Origin of the sequence: Kitasatospora sp. NPDC004669, assembly GCF_040609455.1 — a bacterium.
Lineage (GTDB): Bacteria > Actinomycetota > Actinomycetes > Streptomycetales > Streptomycetaceae > Kitasatospora.
On the sequence record NZ_JBEXKB010000017.1, the window covers coordinates 1 to 18,086 of the forward strand.

Below are 18,086 nucleotides of genomic sequence, written 5' to 3' on the forward strand. Positions count from 1 at the left end.
AGACGCTCGGCTGGGAAACCCCAGCCGAGCGTCTGGCTAAACTCCTCGCGGCCTAGACAACCGATCACGTGTTGCAACGACCGCTAGAAACCGCCTCGGGACGCGGGCCCTTCCGCGTTCCCGCCGCTGGCCGCCGCACACCGGACGCGGCCATGGTGCACGTGCCGGCCGGCAAGGACCGGCTGTTCGCCGGCCACGCCCGGCGCGGTGACCCGGCCACGCCCGGCGCGGTGACCCGGCTACGCCCGGCGCGGTGACCCGGCCACGCCCGGCGCGGTGACCCGGCTACGCCCGGCGCGGTGACCCGGCCGAGACGGCCCCGGAGGCCCTGGACGTGGCGGAGCCGGTGCCGGCCCGGCGCGTCGTCGAGGACGAGTGGCTGCGCCTCGACCCGGTGCCCGCGGCGGCCGTCTTCGACTCCTGGGAAAACCGATTGCGGGTCGTGGTCGCACTTTCGATACGGTGATCCCAGTTCGACCAGGGGGATCACAACATGGGAGAGAAGCGCGGGCCGGTCCGCGTGCTGGGTGCGGGCATCATGGTGGCGCTGGTCGTGGCCGGGGCGGCGGCCTGCGAGGGCGGCGGGCGGAGCGCCGACGCCGCTGCGGCGGCCTCGTCCGCAGCCAGTACGCCGCCCGAGCCGTTCGGGATGGGCGGCTACCGGGGCCTGAAGCTGTCCATGACCAAGGACGAGGCGCTGGCCTCCGGCGCACTGGAGGCCGCGCCGGTCTCACTGCTCAACGGCTGCACCGACTTCGCGTACAAGGGCGGCCCGGCGCCGGATCCGGTGCGGATGGCGGCCGAGGCGGACGCCCGGGCCAAGTCCGACAAGGTCACGGCCAAGCTGGACGAGATCAAGGCGAAGACGAAGACGCGCGAGACGCTGCCGCCGGGCGCCTCGCTGAAGCAGATGCAGGAGTACAACAGCCACGAGGCAGAGCGGCTCAAGGAGCAGGCCGCCGACATGAAGGAGCTCAGCGAGCTCTCCAAGGACGCGGAGGCCCTGACCACTGCCCGCAAGAACCGGGACCTCGCCTTCCTGGCCACCGGCCGGGTCGGATTCGGCACGGAGGGCCTGCGCGAGCTGGTCGCTCCCGCCGGGGCCCGTACCGCCGACGGCATCGGCGCGGGCTCGACCGAGGACGAGCTCAAGCAGGCCTACGACGCCAAGGGCCTCAAGTCGGCCAAGGACGGCACGTACGAGCTGGAGGCGGAGGGCGGCCACGGCGGCCAGGGCTGGTTCTACGAGTTCACCATGGACGGCGGCAAGGTCTCCGGCCTCGCCTTGGTCAAGCACGGTACGTACTGTTCCTGAGCGCATCACCCGCGCTGACGGCCGACACCGACGAGTCGCCCGCGCCCGTGCAGGGCCGCGCGGGCGCGGGTGACGCCCTCCGAGTCGGGCGCGTTCACCGGCTTTGTCGCTGACTGCTCAGCGCGAGGCGGCGCGTTGGAGGGCGCTGGCGAGGAGGGCGAGGTCGGTGGGGCCGTTGCCGAGCTCGCGGACCGGGCGGCGGGCGGGTGGGGCACCGAGCTGGAGCGGGTCTATCGCGACCACGGTGGGCCGCAGGGTGGCGGTGCGGGGGATGCGGCCGCTGATCCGGGCGGTCTGGAAGGCGGTGACCCCGCCGTCGGGCCGGCGCAGGTAGCCGCGGCCGGGGGTGTCCTCGGGGATGGCGGCCGCGTCGCCGAGGTGGATCAGCAGGTCGGAGTCGGCCGGGTCCTCGGTGCGCAGGGCGATCCGGAGCAGCGCGGCCTCGTCGACCTCCGTGCCGGCGCTCTCCTCCGGGCGGCCGGTGGCGACCGCGAGGTGGATGCCGAGCGGGCCGCCGCGCCGGGCGACGGCGGCGAGCGCGCGGGCCAGCGGGCGGCCGGCCGGCGAGGTGGGGGAGAGCAGGTCGTCGTAGTCGTCGACCACGACGACCAGCCGGGCCGGGGCCGGGTCGGCCGGGGAGGCGGCCGGCCGGGCGTCGGAGGCGCTGCGCGGCGGGATGATCCGCGCGCCGCCCGCCGAGGCGGCACCGACCGTGGCGGGCACCGGGATCTGCGGGCGGTCCGCGCCCAGGCCCTGGCCGTCCAGGCCGCGTCCGTCCAGGCTGTGCCCGTCCAAGATGCGCGCCGCGTGCCAGGCGGCGAAGTCCAGCCCGTCGAACAGCCGCTCCCGCAGGGCGAGTTCGTCCTCCAACGCCTCGGCCGCGAGCAGTGCGGCGCGCGGGTCGGAGGCGGCGTTGACGCGCCCGGTGACGTGCGGCAGCTCGGTGCAGCCGTCCAGGCCGTCCTGCCCGTCCGTGGCGGCCCGGCCCTCGATGAGGGTGACGGCCAGGCGCTCGGGACGTTCGGAGACGGCGAGCGATGCGACCAGGGTGCGCAGCAGTTCGGTCTTGCCGGAGCCGCGCGCGCCGCCGACCAGCAGGTGCGGCCCGCCCGGGTCGGGGGAGGGGAGGGCTAGTTCGGGGTCGGCGAGGTCGAGGGTGCACAGCTCGTCCCGGGTGGTGCCGAGCAGCGCGCCGGCCGCGCCGATGCCGCCGGCGTGGGCGGTCCAACGGGCGGACAGCTTGGCCGGGGTGACGGTGTCGAGCTGGAGCAGGTCGAGCAGCCGCAGCGCGTCCGGCAGCGGGCCGCGGGCGGCCGGGGTGGCCTCGCGCAGCGGGGCGAGGACGCGGGCGAGCCGCTCGGCCCAGGCGTCGGAGACGGCGTCCAGCGAGACCTCGTGCAGGGTCTCGCGGCCGCGGGCGACCGGGCGGTCGATGGAGAGGTGGGTGCCGACCTCGCCGGTGATCAGCGCGGTGGCGCCGAGGCCGCGGGGGAGCAGCTCGGGCTGCTCGGCGAGGCAGATCGGGAAGATGCCGACCGCCGGGCCCTGCCGCAGCAGCAGGTCGAGCGCGTGCCGGGCGGCCTCGGTGGCCGGGCGGCCGTCCACCACGACCACGGTGGCGGGGTGGCCGCCGAGGCCGGCCGGGCCGCTGAGCCGGGCGGTGAGTTCGGTCAGCCGGGAGGTGGCCTGTTCGTCGTCGAGGCCGAGCAGCAGTCGGCAGTCCTGGCCGTCGGCGGGGCGCAGGTGGGGCAGCCAGAGCGCCCAGGCCCAGGTGTCGACGCGTTCCTCGGGGCCGCGGGCCGGGTCGGCGTCGACCACGACCAGGCTCAGCCCGGTCGGCGGGTGCAGCGCGGCGAGTTGGGCGACGACGGCGCGGGTGAGCGCGTCCAGGCGCTCGCGGGGGCCGCTGAGGCCGAGGCTGCCGGCGGTCTGCAGGTCGAGGGTGACCGGGACGGCGGGCAGCATGGTGCCGGGCGTGGTGCCGGGGCCGCCGGGGCGGTCGGCGGTGCCCAGGCGCAGGGTGAGCGCGTCGGGGTGGCCGGGGCTGCGTTCCCAGAGCCGGGGGCCGGGGCCGACGGCGTTGAGCAGCACGGTGGCGAGGTCGGGCCAGCGCTCGCGCTGGGCGGCGGCCTGGCGCAGCCGTACCGCGGCGTGGTGGCGCTCGGCGCTCTCCTCGGGCGGTTCGGCGGTGCGGCCGGACAGCAGGGAGAACAGGCCGAGGCCGCGCCCGTGGGTGAGCTCGGGGGTGATGGGCGGCTCGATCACGGGCGGTGCGGGCCGGACCGGGCCGGGGGCGGCGAGCTGGAGGTGGCCGTTGCCGTCGGGCAGGGCGACGCGGGCGGGTTCCCCGGCCGGTTCGAAGACCTGCAGGGTGGACTCGCCGATCCGCAGCAGGGCGCCGTTCTCCAGCGGGACGGCGGCTTCGGCCGGGGCGGGCGGGACGATCCGGCCGTCCAGGGTGGTGCCGTTGGTGGAGCCGAGGTCGCGGACGGCGATCCGGCCGTCCTCGCCGAGGTGCAGGGCGAGGTGCAGCCGGGAGACGTCCGGGTCGTCGAGCGGGACGTCGGCCTCGCCGGAGCGGCCGATCCGGATCTCCCGGCCGTGCAGTCGGTGCACGCCGCCGGCGTCCGGGCCGCCGACCACCCGCAGCTCGGCGGCGGGGGTGTCGTCGGGGTCGTCGGCGGTCGGGTCGGGCTCGTTGAGGCTGAGGACGGCTCCGTCGAGCAGCGGGGGGTGGCCGAGCAGGGTGTGTTCGTCCACCCGGTGCGCCCCGGCGTACAAGTGCACGTGGGTGGCGGCGCGCGGTCCGCGCACGCCCACGGCGCCCGCGAGCGCGCCCGCGATGGCGCCGAGCGCGGTGCCGACGGGCGCGGTGACCAGCACGTCCACGTAGGGGATGGCGGAGCCGGCGGCGGTCGGGCCGCTGCGCGGTCGGAGGACGGTCAGCCGGATCTGCATCTCGCCCGCGGGTCCCTTCTGCTGGTGTGATGCCTGGTACCGCTGCCAGGTGTCGTCGCGGTCGCACCGGGCGGTCGCGTCGACCCTTTGGGCCACACGAGTGGCGAGTGTCCATCCTGCCATCCGGCATGGACAGTCCGCGCACCGTACCGGATTTGACGATCTTGCGATCATCGCCATGGTGGAGGCGACGGAGAGTCAGGTCAACCGCAGCCGCGACGGGCCCCGGCGAGCGGCTCCGACCAGCCCCCCGGGGCGCGTCCGGGCAGTCCCCTAGGGGATGTCCCCCAACCCTGCTCGGGTGGCCTACCGGTCACCTCAAAAACCTGAACGGACACGGTTAGAGTGGCCGCAAACACGGGCCCGGCAGGCTCACCGCACCGGCGGAGGAGCGCCCCGCGCGGGCGGCACGGCGAGGAGTGCGACAGGTGCGGCCAGTCGGCAGCAAATATCTGCTTGAGGAGACCCTGGGACGGGGTGCCACCGGGACCGTCTGGCGCGGCCTGGTGCGTCCGGACGTCCAGGCGCCGGGCAGTGAGCCCGGGCAGCAGGTGGCGATCAAGGTGCTGCGCGAGGAACTGGCGGCCGACCCGGACGTCGTGATGCGCTTCCTGCAGGAGCGCTCGCTGCTGCTGCGGTTGACCCACCCGAACATCGTCCGGGTCCGTGACCTGGTCGTCGAGGGCGAGCTGCTGGCCCTGGTGATGGACCTGGTGGAGGGCCCGGACCTGGCCCGCTGCCTGCGCGCCAACGGCCCCTTCAGCCCGATCGCGGGCGCTCTGCTGATGGCCCAGGTCGCCGACGCGCTGGCGGCCAGCCACGCGGACGGGATCGTCCACCGCGACCTCAAGCCGGCCAACGTTCTGCTCGCCTCCGTCCTGGTGGACGGCACCGAGCAGATGCACCCGATGCTGACCGACTTCGGCATCGCCCGGCTCGCCGACTCCCCGGGCGTCACCCGCACCCACGAGTTCGTCGGCACCCCCGCGTACGTCGCGCCGGAGTCCGCCGAGGGCCGCCCGCAGACCTCCGCGGTGGACGTCTACGGCGCCGGGATCATGCTCTACGAGCTGGTCACCGGCCGCCAGCCGTTCCAGGGCGACAGCGCACTGGCCGTCCTCCAGGCCCACCTGACGCAGGAGCCGCAGCGGCCCAGCACCATGCCGGAGCCGGTCTGGACGGTGATCGAGCGCTGCCTGCGCAAGGACCCGGCCCAGCGGCCGAGCGCCACCTCGCTGGCCCGCGCGCTGCGGGTGGTCGCGGCCGGGGTCGGCGTGCACGCCTCCCCGGCGGCGGTGGACGAGGCGCTCGCGGTCGCCGCCCTGCTGCTGCCGGACCCGCAGCCGGCCACCGCGCCCGGCACCGTGCCGGCCGCACCCGGGGCCGGCGCCGAGGACCGCACCCAGGTGCTGCCCCCGCCCCCGGGCGGCCCGCAGTACGACCCGGCCGGGGCGACCCGGGTGATGGGCACCCAGCCGCCGCCCGCGCCCCCGTACGGCACCCAGGACCGCACCCAGGTGATGCCGCCCACCGCCGTGCCCCCGCCCGGAGCGCCCGGAGCACCCGCCGCGCCGCAGGAGGAGGCGCCGCACCCGTGGCAGACCCAGCTGCGCGCGGCGCGCGACCGCAACCAGCAGACCCAGGTCGGCTACTTCGGCCCCGAGGACTTCGAGGAGCCGCAGGTCGCCCCGCCGCCCTACCAGGCCGGACCGGGGGGCCGGACCGGTCAGGGCGCGCCCGGCTACCAGCCACAGCCGCCGACCGGCTACCGCCCGGACCAGCGCCGCCAGGGCCCGCCGCCCGGCTACGCCCAGCGCCCGCCGGTCGCCCCGCCGCCCTACCAGGGAGGCCAGGGCGGCCGAAACGGCCAGGGCGGCCCCGGCGCGCAGGGCGGCTACCGGCAGCCGCCGGCCGGGTACGGCCAGCCGCAGGGCGGCTACCCGCCGCCGCCCCCACCCGCCCCGGTGCCGCGCCGGGCCGAGCCGCCCGCGCCGCAGCGCCGGGAGCCCCCGCAGCGCCGCGAGGAGCCGCCCGCGCCGCCCCGGCGCGAGCCCGCCCCGCCGCGCGAGCGCCGTCCGCGCAGCCGCAACCGGATGTACATCCCGGGGCTCGGCTGCCTCAAGGGCTGTCTGATGGTGCTGCTGGTACTGGCCCTGGCCGGCATCGCGTTGTGGAGCTTCACCCCGCTGCCGCACTACTGGGACAACGTCGTCGGCTGGTTCGACTCGGCGCGCGACTGGGTGAACAGCGTCTTCGGCAAATAGCCGCGGATCGCCTCCAGGACGGCAGGATTGACGCTTTGTCGACAATTCACGAGATTTCTCGCCCCGGAGTCCCGCCCCGGGGCCGTCAGGCGGCCCGCACGGGGGGTCGGGGCGCGTAGGTTGGTCGCTGTTGTCCCGCCCCACCGAGCGCGCCCGGACCCCCGGAGCGCTCCCGCGCCGCCCACGGAGCAGCATTGGCACGCAAGATCGGCAGCCGGTACACCGTCCACCAGGTGATCGGCCGGGGTTCGGCCGGTACGGTCTGGCTCGGTGAGGGGCCGGACGGCCCGGTGGCGGTCAAGCTGCTGCGCGAGGACCTCGCCGCCGACCAGGTGCTGGTCGGCCGCTTCGTCCAGGAGCGCACCGCGCTGACCAGCCTCGACCACCCCCGGGTGGTCGGCGTTCGCGACATGGTGGTGGACGGCAGCGACCTCGCCCTGGTGATGGAACTGGTCCAGGGCACCGACCTGCGCTCCCGGCTGGAGCGGGACGGCGCCCTCCCGCCGCAGACCGCCGCCTCGATCATCGCCGACGTCGCCGACGGCCTGGCCGCCGCGCACGCGGCCGGGATCGTCCACCGTGACGTCAAGCCGGAGAACGTCCTGCTCGACCTCGCCGCCGCCCCCGGCCCCGGCGGCGCCCCGCGCGCCAAGCTCACCGACTTCGGCGTGGCCCGCCTGGTCGACGCCCCGCGCCGGACCCGGGCCACCCGGATCATCGGCACCCCCGACTACCTCGCCCCCGAGATCATCGAGGGCCTGGAGCCGCGCGCCGCCGTCGACATCTACGCCCTCGCCACCGTGCTCTACGAGCTGCTGGCCGGCTTCACCCCGTTCGGCGGCGGCCACACCGGCGCGGTGCTGCGCCGGCACGTCACCGAGCAGGTGCCGCCGATCCCCGGCCTGCCGGACGGGCTGTGGCGGATCATCTCGGAGTGCCTGGCCAAGGCCCCGGCCTCCCGGCTGCGCGCCGCGGAGCTGGCCGCCCGGCTGCGCGAGCAGCTCCCCTCGCTGGCCGGTCTGCCGGTGCTGGCGGTGCCCTCCCAGGGGCGCGCACCGGCCGAGGAGCAGTTGACCCCCGGCGAGGCCGTCTACGCCGAGATCGACGCCGGCCCGGGCACCCACAAGCGGCGCCGCGGCCCGGCCGTCCCGCTGGTGCCCGGCGTCGCCCCGGACTCCACCCGGGACACCCACACCAGCCTGCGCCGCCCCTCGGCCGACGAGCTGGCCGCGTACGCGGCCGAGTCGCGCGCCCAGCGCGCCGCCCCGGGCCACCGCCGGGACCGCCAGGCCCTGCTGCGCCGCCGCCGGCTGCTGGCCGTGCTGCTGGCCACCGTCCTGCTGCTGGCGGGCGCCGCCGCGGCCTGGACGGCCTTCGCGGCCGCCGGGCCGGACCGCGGCCACCCGGCCCGCCCGGCCGTGCACAGCACCGCCCCGCGGGCCCCGTAGGGCCGGTCTCCCGGGTTTTGTCCGGATCGGGCAAGGGCCCGGGAGGCCGGCCCCGACCCCGGGCGAACCGGGGGTGTCGTCATGACCACCCCCGGAACCATTACCCTGGGGGGCGTGGCAGCCGTCGATCCTTCCGAAGAGCTCAAGAACCTCGATACGACCATGGGGTCGATCGAGGCCGTCCTCGACCTGGACAAGATCCGGGCCGACATCGCGGTCCTGGAGGAGGAGGCAGCCGCCCCCACCCTGTGGGACGACGTCGCGAACGCGCAGAAGGTGACCAGCCGGCTCTCCTTCCTCCAGGGCGAACTGCGCCGGGTCGAGGGCCTGCGCGGCCGCATCGACGACCTGGGTGTGCTGTTCGAGCTGGCCGAGGCCGAGGACGACGCGGACACCCGCGCCGAGGCCGAGGTCGAGCTGGTGGCCGTCAAGAAGGCGGTCGAGGAGCTGGAGGTCCGCACCCTCCTGTCCGGCGAGTACGACGCCCGCGAGGCGCTGATCAACATCCGTGCCGAGGCCGGTGGCGTCGACGCCGCCGACTTCGCCGAGCAGCTGATGCGCATGTACCTGCGCTGGGCCGAGCGGCACGGGTACCCCACCGAGGTGTACGACACCTCGTACGCCGAAGAGGCCGGCATCAAGTCCGCGACCTTCACCGTGAAGGCGCCGTACGCCTACGGCACCCTCTCGGTCGAGCAGGGCACCCACCGTCTGGTCCGCATCTCGCCGTTCGACAACCAGGGCCGCCGGCAGACCTCCTTCGCCGGTGTCGAGGTGCTCCCGGTCGTCGAGCAATCCGACCACGTCGACATCGACGAGGGCGACCTGCGGGTGGACGTCTACCGCGCCTCCGGCCCCGGTGGCCAGGGCGTCAACACCACCGACTCGGCGGTGCGCATCACGCACATCCCGACCGGCATCGTGGTTTCCTGCCAGAACGAGCGCTCGCAGATCCAGAACAAGGCGTCCGCGATGAACGTCCTCCAGGCCAAGCTGCTCGAGCGGCGCCGCCAGGAGGAGAAGGCGGCGATGGACGCGCTCAAGGACAGTGGCAGCTCCTGGGGCAACCAGATGCGCTCCTACGTGCTGCACCCGTACCAGATGGTCAAGGACGTCCGTACGACGTTCGAGGCCGGTAACCCGCAGGCGGTGCTGGACGGCGACATCGACGGCTTCATCGAGGCCGGCATCCGGTGGCGCAAGCAGCGCGAGACCAGCGCCGAGTAAGCACCCGGACACGGAGAAGGCCCCCGACCACAGTGGTCGGGGGCCTTTCCGTACGTCTCGTCGGTTCTCAGGTCAGGGCCTGCCGCGCGATCAGCGCCACCGCGAGCAGACCGGCCAGCAGGGCCAGCAGCATCGCGGGGGAGAGCGTGGCGAACGGCCCCTGCTGCTCCTGCAACCGGGCCCGGTTGGCGCGGCACACCGGGCACCGCCCGTCGCTGACGCGGCCGTTGCAGTTGGCGCACACCAGATGGTCGCACGTCATGCGATCTCCTCCTCGCTGCTACAGCCAACGCACCGGACGGGGCTTTGGTTCCTTTTCCTGCCCTGTACGGGGGAGCGACCGAACACGGTCGCCACCTCCACTCTGCCAGGTTCTGGCGCTTCCGGCTCCCGGGCTGTGAGATGGCTCGCAATATTCAGGGCATAACCGGACATTATCCCCCAGATTTCGACCGCCGTCCTGGACCGACCCTGCGGGCCGGTCGCCGATTCGCGTATGGTCCCAGACCGGGAGCGGCCCTCCGCGCTCCCTTCGCCCGCCGCCGGACCGGGCCTCCGGGGTGGACCGACCGAGGACTGGCGCCGCCTAGGATGGCCTCCGTGATGCAGCCGTGATCAGATTCGACAACGTCTCCAAGACCTATCCCAAGCAGAATCGTCCCGCCCTGGACAACGTCTCGCTGGAGATCGAGAAGGGTGAGTTCGTCTTCCTGGTCGGCTCGTCCGGCTCGGGCAAGTCCACCTTCCTGCGCCTGTGCCTGCGCGAGGAGCGCCCCAGCACCGGTGCGGTGCACGTGCTGGGCAAGGACCTCGGCAAGCTGTCCAACTGGAAGGTGCCGCACATGCGCCGCCAGCTGGGCACCGTCTTCCAGGACTTCCGCCTGCTGCCGAACAAGACGGTCGCGCAGAACGTCGCCTTCGCCCTGGAGGTGATCGGCAAGCCCAAGAGCGCCATCAACAAGGTGGTGCCCGAGGTGCTGGAGCTGGTCGGCCTCGGCGGCAAGGAGGACCGCATGCCGGGTGAGCTGTCCGGTGGTGAGCAGCAGCGTGTGGCGATCGCCCGTGCCTTCGTGAACCGCCCGATGCTGCTCATCGCGGACGAGCCCACCGGTAACCTCGACCCGCAGAACTCGGTCGGCATCATGAAGCTGCTCGACCGCATCAACCGCACCGGCACCACCGTGCTGATGGCCACCCACGACCAGGCCATCGTCGACCAGATGCGCAAGCGAGTCATCGAACTCGACAAGGGGCTGCTCGTCCGCGACCAGGCTCGCGGCGTCTACGGGTACCAGCACTGACCCCCAGCGCTGACCCGTAGGGCCGCCGGCCCGAACGCCAGACCGAGCAGTACCGACCCTGGAGTTGTTTCCGCATGCGTGCCCAGTTCGTCCTGTCGGAGATCGGTGTGGGTCTCCGCCGCAACCTGACCATGACCATCGCGGTCGTCGTCAGTGTCGCGCTCTCCCTCGCCCTCGCCGGTTCCTCGCTCCTGGTCCGCGACCAGGTGAACTCCATGAAGGGGTACTGGTACGACAAGGTCGAGGTGAGCATCTACTTCTGCACCAAGGCGGATGCCCGCAACTCGCCGCAGTGCGACAAGGGCGCGGCCACCGACCAGCAGGTCCAGGACATCAAGGACCAGCTGGACAAGATGAGTTCGGTGGTCCAGACGTCCACCTACGAGAGCTCCGCCGACGCGTACAAGCACTGGAAGGAGATGAACCCGGACAACCCGCTCATCTCCGTCCTGGGCGCGGACGCCATGCCGCAGTCCTGGCGGGTCAAGCTCAACGACCCGACCAAGTACGACGTCATCCAGAGCGCCTTCGCCGGCAAGCCCGGCGTCAAGTCGGTCGAGGACCAGCGGAAGATCCTGGAGAACCTCTTCGGCCTGCTCAACGGTCTCCAGACGGCGGCCTTCGTGATCATGGTGCTGATGCTCTTCGTCGCGTTGCTGCTGATCGTCAACACCGTCCGGGTGTCGGCGTTCAGCAGGCGGCGCGAGACCGGCATCATGCGCCTGGTCGGCGCCTCGAACTTCTACGTCCAGATGCCGTTCATCGCCGAGGCCGCGTTCGCCGCGCTGCTGGGTGCGGTGATGGCCTCGGGCCTGCTGCTCGGCGGGCACTTCTTCGTCCAGCACTGGCTGGCCGACCGGGTGCAGTTCATCCACTTCATCGGTCTGAGCTCGGTGCTCGCGGTGATCCCGCTGCTGGTCGTGGTGGGTATGGGCATGGCCGGCGTCGCGGCGTTCTTCACGCTGCGCAAGTACCTCAAGGTCTGATTTCCATCGGGTGCTTCGGCCCCGGACGGCACTGCGCCGTCCGGGGCCGTCGCCGTTTCGTGGTCCGTCGTTCCGGCCCGTCGGGTGCGATGCGGTGTCTACACTCCGGTCCATGCCGCAAACTCCGCGCAGGGCACGTCAGGTGGCCGCCCTCAGTCTGGTGTTCGGCGCCGTGCTGATCGCCGGCGCCGCCACCGGCGCCTGGGGCGACCCGAGCGCGCCTTTGCACCGCGCCTCCGCCGACCTCGCCCCGGCCGCCGCCGGGCTCCCGGCGGACCCGGCGGGCACCGCGCTGTCCGAGCAGCAGGCCGAGCACCTGCTCGCGGCGGGCGGCGACCGCTGGGGCGCGTACTACAGTGCCCGGGAGTACGCCGAGTTCAGCCAGGGCCTGGACGGCCGCTACCTGGGCGTCGGCCTCTCGGTCGGCCGCGGCGAGGACGGCGTCACCGTGGTCTCCCAGGTCACCCCGGCCGGACCGGCCGCCGAGGCCGGGATCGCCCCCGGCGACCGGCTGCTGCGGATCGACCAGGACCAGGCCGACCGGCTGCCGGTCACCGAGGTGGTCGCCCGGCTGCGCGGGCAGGGCGGAGAGCGCGGGCGGGGCGGCGAGCGCGGGGTCGGCTCCGAGGTCACCCTGGCCGTCCGGCGCGGCGACGGGCAGGTGCGCGAACTGCGGCTGCGGCGCGTGCTGCTGGACAGCCAGCAGGTCACCGCCGAGCGGCTGGACAAGGCGGACCTGCGGATCACCGTCCGGGCCTTCACCAGCGGCGTGGCCGAGCAGGTGCGTACCGCGCTGCGCGCCCCGCACACCGGCGTGGTGCTCGATCTGCGCGGCAACTCCGGCGGGCTGGTGGACGAGGCGGTCGGTACCGCCGGGGTCTTCCTGGACGGCGGGGCGGTCGGCTCGTACCAGGAGCGCGGCGAGAAGCGGGAGCTGACCGCCCCTTCGGGCGGCGACCAGCGCACCCCGCTGGTGGTGCTGGTGGACGGTGGCACGATGAGCGCCGCCGAACTGCTCGCCGGCGCCCTGCAGGACCGCAGCCGCGCCGTGGTGGTGGGCTCCCGGACCTTCGGCAAGGGCACCGTCCAGCAGCCCAGCAGACTCGCCGACGGCGCGGTGCTGGAGATGACCGTCGGCCGCTACTACACCCCGGCCGGCCGCTCGCTGGACGGCACCGGCCTCGCCCCGGACGTCCCGGCCGCGGTCGGCGAGGACGCCGACGCGCTGGCCCTACGCGTCCTCGCCGGGCTCGGCACCCGGGCCTGAGGCCCGCCGACGCCCCGCCGACACCCGTCCGCACCCCGGGCCTAAAGCAGCTGCCCGATCCGGCGCCGAAGTGCGAGAATGGCGGCGCTATGGCAAAGGAAACCGGACAGAAGCTGATCGCGCAGAACAAGAAGGCGCGACACGAGTACACCATCCTCGACACCTACGAGTGCGGCCTCGTACTCACCGGCACCGAGGTGAAGTCACTGCGCGAGGGGCGGGCCAACCTGGTCGACGGCTACGCCTACATCCAGAACCACGAGGCGTGGATCGACAACGTCTTCATCCCCGAGTACACCCAGGGGACGTGGACCAACCACGCGGCCCGGCGCAAGCGCAAGCTGCTGCTGCACAAGCTGGAGATCCGCAAGATCGAGACCACGGTCCGCGACGCGGGCCACACCCTGGTCCCGCTCTCGCTGTACTTCAAGGACGGCCGGGTCAAGCTCGAACTCGCGCTCGCGGTCGGCAAGAAGTTGTACGACAAGCGCCAGGCGCTGCGCGAGAAGCAGGACACCCGCGAGACGGCGCGTGCCGTGGCCGCGGCCCGACGGCGCCAGGGTTAATCCGCTGGACCCTCGCCCGTCGCCTCGCGTACTATGGCGCCAGCAACACGGACGGTCACCGTCCGAGCTGTTTCTCAATAAAACATGGGGATGATCGGTTTCGACAGGGGATGTTGAAACAGGGGAAGCGAGCCGAGGAACGCGGCAATGATCTCGTTAACCACGTGTCGCAAAAAAATAATCGCCAACTCTAAGCGCGATTCCCAGCAGTTCGCTCTCGCTGCCTAATAAGCACCGATAGCGCTTGGGTGTCAGACCGGGGAGTTCCCGACCCGGACCCTGGCATAATCTAGGGAACTCAACCGTCCGCCCGGGCTGCGAGGGTGGATGGGAAATCAAACAGCAGCTGGGCCTGTTGGCGGCTTGTCCGTGTGACCGCCAGGGCCGAGAAAAGCACAGCGGACTGCGCTCGGAGAAGCCCTGAATTAACTCCACTGGACCCGGGTTCGATTCCCGGCATCTCCACCACCCCATGTTCACACCGAAGGCCGTCCACCGCTCCGCGCGGAGGGCGGCCTTCGGATTTTTTTACGATCCCGGTGCGGCACGGCGGCCCGCCCAGGCGTAGGATCATCCGTCCGCTCGTTTTCCGGAGCCGGATTCCGTCGCAACCCCCGAGGCCATGCAGAGCAACACGGACACCACCCCCACCGCCGACCACGAGACCGTCCGCGAGCGCGAGATCGTCGGTGAACAGCAGCACCTCGACACCGTCTACCACCGGCTGGAGGAGAAGCTCGCCGAGGCCGAGTACATCCTGGAGGACGCCGCCAAGCGGGTTCACGTCGGCACCCCCGGCGCGCTCGCCGAGCGCGACGCCCAGGTCTACCGGGCCGGCGCCCACCTCCAGCGACTCAACAACGAGTTCGAGGACTTCCTCTTCGGCCGGATCGACCTCCAACGGGCGGACGCCCCGGAGGAGCACGGCATCCCGTCCGACACCCCGCTGGACCCGGCCGACCCGGCCGTCGCCGAGACCCTCCACATCGGCCGCCTGGGCGTGCTGGACGCCGAGTACGGCCCGTTGGTGATCGACTGGCGGGCGCCCGCCGCCGCGCCGTTCTACCGCGCCACCCCGGTCGAGCCGGGCCGGGTGATCCGCCGCCGGGTGATCCGCTCCAAGGGTCGCAAGGTGATCGGCGTCGAGGACGACCTGCTGCGCCCCGACCTCACCCCCACCCTGGACGGCCGGGAGCTCGCCGTGGTCGGCGACGGTGCGCTGATGGCCTCGCTCGGCCGTGCCCGCAGCCACTCGATGCGCGACATCGTCTCCTCGATCCAGAAGGAGCAGGACGAGGTGATCCGCGCCGCCGCGGCCGGTGCCACCCTCGTCACCGGCGGTCCCGGCACCGGCAAGACCGCGGTCGCCCTGCACCGTGCCGCCTACCTGCTCTACCAGGACCGACGCCGCTACGCCGGGGGCATCCTGGTGGTCTCGCCGACCCCGCTGCTGGTCTCCTACACCGAGGGCGTGCTGCCCTCGCTCGGCGAGGAGGGCCAGGTCGCCATCCGTGCGGTCGGCTCGCTGGTCGACGGCATCGAGGCCGGCACCTACGACACCCCGGAGGCGGCCCGGGTCAAGGGCTCGGCCCGGATGGCGCAGCTGCTGCGCCGGGCCGCCCGGGCGGCGCTGGAGCTGGGCGCCCCGCAGGAGCTGAAGGTGGTCGCCCGCGGCGAGGTGCTGAAGCTGGACGCGGGTCGGCTGAAGGCCGTCCGCGGCAACGTCGTGGGCTCCGGCGGCACCCCGCTGAACCTGCTGCGCCCGCGCGCCCGCCGGCTGCTGCTGGACGCCCTGTGGCAGGAGGTCGTCAAGCACCTGCCCAAGCCCACCGACCACTACGCCCGTGAGCAGCGCCAGGAGGAGAAGGAGTCCTTCGACGAGTACGTCTCGGACGAGGCGCCGTTCCTGGACTTCCTGGACGCCTGGTGGCAGACCCTGACCCCGCGCCGGGTGCTCGGCACGCTCAAGCAGAGCCGGCACACCAACCGGATCGCCCGCCGCGCCGTCACCCCGGACGAGGCGAGGCTGCTGGCCGCCTCCTGGCGCCACCTGTCCCCGGAGGGCGAGGGCGCGCTGTCCGCGCACGACGTCGCGCTGGTGGACGAGCTTCAGGTGCTGCTCGGCGAGCCGGCCCGGCCGAAGGTCCGCGAGGTGGACGCGGTGGACCTGCTGAGCGGCCTGGAGGAGGTCACCACCTTCGCCGACCGCAGCGCCCGCCAGCGCGACCGCCAGCCGGTCGAGCGCAAGGAGTACGCGCACGTCATCGTGGACGAGGCGCAGGACCTCACCCCGATGCAGTGGCGGATGATCGGCCGCCGGGCCCGGATGGCCACCTGGACGATCGTCGGCGACCCGGCGCAGTCCTCCTGGCCGTTCCCGCAGGAGGCCCAGGCCGCGCTGGACGAGGTGCTCTCCGGCAAGCCGCGCCGCCGCTTCACGCTGACCGTCAACTACCGCAACCCGGCCGAGATCGCCGAGGTCGCGGCCAAGGTGCTGGCGCTGGCCGCGCCGGGCACGCCCTCGCCGAGTGCGGTGCGCCGGGTCGGCGTGGAGCCGCGTTTCGCGGCCGTCACCGACCCCTCGCCGGAGGCCCTCGGCAAGGCCGCCAGGGCCGAGCTGGAGCGGCTGCTGGGCGAGGTGGACGGCACCGTGGCGATCGTGGTGCCGATGGACCGCCGGGCGGAGGCGGCCGGCTGGGCCGAGGGCCTGGGCGAGCGCGTGGTGGTGCTGGGCAGCCTGGAGGCCAAGGGCCTGGAGTACGACGCGACGGTGGTCGCCGACCCGACCGGCATCGCCGGTGAGTCGGAGGCCGGTCTGCGGGTGCTGTACGTGGCGCTGACCCGGGCGACCCAGCGGCTGACCGTGCTGTCCGGCCCGGACGACCTGCCGGACGCGGCCGGCGTGCCCGCGCTGCTGCACGGCTGACCCGGACCAGCGCGAAGGCCCCTCACCGATGGTGAGGGGCCTTCAGACGTTTACGACACCGACCCGCCATGCTCGCCTCGCGGCAAGTGGTCCCTCGAAGGGACGAAGGTTGGGCCCGGGGGCTTGGATCGAGCCGGTGTCCCGTCCAATGTAACGCATCGGCCCGGAGAGGCAAGGAGCGGACGGCGAAAGACCGCGGGCGGCGGGTCGGGGTTGTCGGATCCGCACACTCAATGAACGTTATTTCTGGCTACCCCTTGGTAGGTGCGACGATCGAGGTCTAGCATGCGCAGGCGATGCCTTCAACAAAATGTTGAGCCTGCGGGACTGACGGAAGAAGGAAGCGTCGATGGCGACGGTGCCCAGTGTCTCCAACTCGATCACGGTGCGACTGGAGGTCCCGGCCCGCGGCAACGCGGTCAGCGCGATCACCACGGCCGTGGAGTCCTCCGGTGGATCGGTGACCGGTCTCGACGTCACCGCGTCCGGTCTGGAGGCGCTGCGGATCGACGTGACCGTGGCGGCCACCTCGGTCGCCCACGGCGAGGAGATCGTCGAGAAGCTGCGGGCGATCGACGGCGTGTCGATCGGCAAGGTCTCGGACCGTACCTTCCTGATGCACCTCGGCGGCAAGATCGAGATGTCCTCGAAGCTGCCGATCCGCAACCGTGACGACCTGTCCATGATCTACACCCCGGGTGTCGCCCGGGTCTGCATGGCGATCGCCGAGAACCCCGAGGACGCCCGCCGTCTCACCATCAAGCGCAACAGCGTCGCGGTGGTCACCGACGGCTCGGCGGTGCTGGGCCTCGGCAACATCGGCCCGGCGGCCGCGCTGCCCGTCATGGAGGGCAAGGCGGCCCTGTTCAAGCGCTTCGCCGGGATCGACGCCTGGCCGATCTGCCTGGACACCCAGGACACCGACGAGATCGTGGCCATCGTCAAGGCGATCGCCCCGGGCTTCGCCGGCATCAACCTGGAGGACATCTCCGCGCCGCGCTGCTTCGAGATCGAGGCCCGGCTGCGCGAGGCCCTGGACATCCCGGTCTTCCACGACGACCAGCACGGCACCGCGATCGTGGTGCTGGCTGCCCTCACCAACGCGCTGAAGGTGGTCGGCAAGGAGATCGGCGACATCCGCGTGGTGATGTCGGGCGCCGGTGCCGCCGGTACCGCGATCCTCAAGCTGCTGCTGGCGGCCGGTGTCGAGCACGCCACCGTGGCGGACGTGCACGGTGTGGTCCACCAGGGCCGTGAGGGCCTCAACGACAGCCTGCGCTGGATCGCCGAGCACACCAACCGCTCGGCCCGCACCGGCAGCCTCAAGGAGGCCGTGGCGGGCGCCGACGTCTTCATCGGCGTCTCGGCCCCGAACGTACTGGACGGCGACGACCTGGCCACCATGGCCGAGGACGCGATCGTCTTCGCGCTGGCCAACCCGGACCCGGAGGTCGACCCGAACGTCGCCCGCCAGTCCGCCGCCGTGGTCGCCACCGGCCGCAGCGACTTCCCGAACCAGATCAACAACGTGCTGGTCTTCCCGGGCGTCTTCCGCGGCCTGCTGGACGCCCAGAGCCGTACGGTCAACACCGAGATGATGATCGCCGCCGCCCGGGCGCTGGCCACCACCGTGACCGACGACGAGCTGAACGCCAACTACATCATCCCGAGCGTCTTCCACAAGGACGTCGCCAAGACCGTCGCCGCCGCGGTGCGCGAGGCTGCCCTGGCCGACGCCGAGGAGGCCCCGGCCCCGGCCCGCCCGACCCCCGGCATCGTCGGCACCCTCGACACCTCCGCCTTCCCCACCGTCAAGCTCTGACGGTCC

At 73.1% G+C, this 18,086-nt stretch carries 13 protein-coding genes and 1 other RNA gene; 12 read left to right on the plus strand and 2 right to left on the minus strand.

The annotated features are described in order from the left end of the window. The first annotated feature begins 334 nt into the window (after positions 1–334). Positions 335–466, plus strand: coding sequence for a hypothetical protein (locus tag ABZW30_RS16615; RefSeq protein WP_355671817.1), 132 nt, complete (start codon positions 335–337; stop codon positions 464–466). Between the two features lie 27 nt (positions 467–493). Continuing rightward, on the plus strand, positions 494–1,315 hold the full coding sequence (locus ABZW30_RS16620; protein ID WP_355671818.1) for a hypothetical protein: 822 nt from the start codon (positions 494–496) through the stop codon (positions 1,313–1,315). Between the two features lie 117 nt (positions 1,316–1,432). On the opposite strand, the gene ABZW30_RS16625 is transcribed toward ABZW30_RS16620, so the two are convergent. After that, positions 1,433–4,273 (minus strand): FtsK/SpoIIIE domain-containing protein, encoded by a 2,841-nt coding sequence (locus tag ABZW30_RS16625; protein ID WP_355671944.1) that lies wholly within the window; start codon positions 4,271–4,273, stop codon positions 1,433–1,435. A gap of 428 nt (positions 4,274–4,701) precedes the next feature. Here ABZW30_RS16625 and ABZW30_RS16630 point away from each other — a divergent pair, with 428 nt between their 5' ends. From ABZW30_RS16630 to prfB, 3 genes are all read left to right on the plus strand, one after another. Beyond that, positions 4,702–6,537: a protein kinase gene (locus ABZW30_RS16630; RefSeq protein ID WP_355671819.1), complete on the plus strand. Its 1,836-nt coding sequence runs from the start codon at positions 4,702–4,704 to the stop codon at positions 6,535–6,537. 194 nt (positions 6,538–6,731) lie between these two features. After that, a complete protein-coding gene (locus tag ABZW30_RS16635; protein ID WP_355671820.1) occupies positions 6,732–7,985 on the plus strand; it encodes a serine/threonine-protein kinase in 1,254 nt (417 codons plus the stop codon). Positions 7,986–8,099: 114 nt separating this feature from the next. Next, on the plus strand, positions 8,100–9,212 hold the full coding sequence (gene prfB / locus ABZW30_RS16640) for a peptide chain release factor 2 (protein ID WP_355671821.1): 1,113 nt from the start codon (positions 8,100–8,102) through the stop codon (positions 9,210–9,212). A gap of 67 nt (positions 9,213–9,279) precedes the next feature. Here prfB and ABZW30_RS16645 read toward each other — a convergent pair whose 3' ends face one another. Then, positions 9,280–9,474, minus strand: a complete 195-nt coding sequence (locus ABZW30_RS16645; RefSeq protein ID WP_355671822.1) for a hypothetical protein — start codon at positions 9,472–9,474, stop codon at positions 9,280–9,282. Between the two features lie 349 nt (positions 9,475–9,823). On the opposite strand from ABZW30_RS16645, the gene ftsE reads away from it, so the two are divergent. From ftsE to ABZW30_RS16680, 7 genes are all read left to right on the plus strand, one after another. Next, a complete protein-coding gene (gene ftsE / locus ABZW30_RS16650) occupies positions 9,824–10,513 on the plus strand; it encodes a cell division ATP-binding protein FtsE (RefSeq protein WP_030059730.1) in 690 nt (229 codons plus the stop codon). A gap of 74 nt (positions 10,514–10,587) precedes the next feature. Further along, on the plus strand, positions 10,588–11,499 hold the full coding sequence (gene ftsX / locus ABZW30_RS16655; protein WP_355671823.1) for a permease-like cell division protein FtsX: 912 nt from the start codon (positions 10,588–10,590) through the stop codon (positions 11,497–11,499). Positions 11,500–11,611: 112 nt separating this feature from the next. Then, positions 11,612–12,766, plus strand: coding sequence for a S41 family peptidase (locus tag ABZW30_RS16660; protein WP_355671824.1), 1,155 nt, complete (start codon positions 11,612–11,614; stop codon positions 12,764–12,766). Positions 12,767–12,855: 89 nt separating this feature from the next. Continuing rightward, positions 12,856–13,332, plus strand: a complete 477-nt coding sequence (gene smpB, locus ABZW30_RS16665; RefSeq protein WP_355671825.1) for an SsrA-binding protein SmpB — start codon at positions 12,856–12,858, stop codon at positions 13,330–13,332. Positions 13,333–13,418: 86 nt separating this feature from the next. Beyond that, positions 13,419–13,800, plus strand: a transfer-messenger RNA (tmRNA) gene (gene ssrA, locus ABZW30_RS16670). A gap of 154 nt (positions 13,801–13,954) precedes the next feature. Beyond that, positions 13,955–16,258, plus strand: a complete 2,304-nt coding sequence (locus ABZW30_RS16675; protein ID WP_355671826.1) for a UvrD-helicase domain-containing protein — start codon at positions 13,955–13,957, stop codon at positions 16,256–16,258. Between the two features lie 349 nt (positions 16,259–16,607). Further along, on the plus strand, positions 16,608–18,080 hold the full coding sequence (locus ABZW30_RS16680; RefSeq protein ID WP_355671827.1) for an NAD-dependent malic enzyme: 1,473 nt from the start codon (positions 16,608–16,610) through the stop codon (positions 18,078–18,080). Positions 18,081–18,086 lie beyond the last annotated feature (6 nt).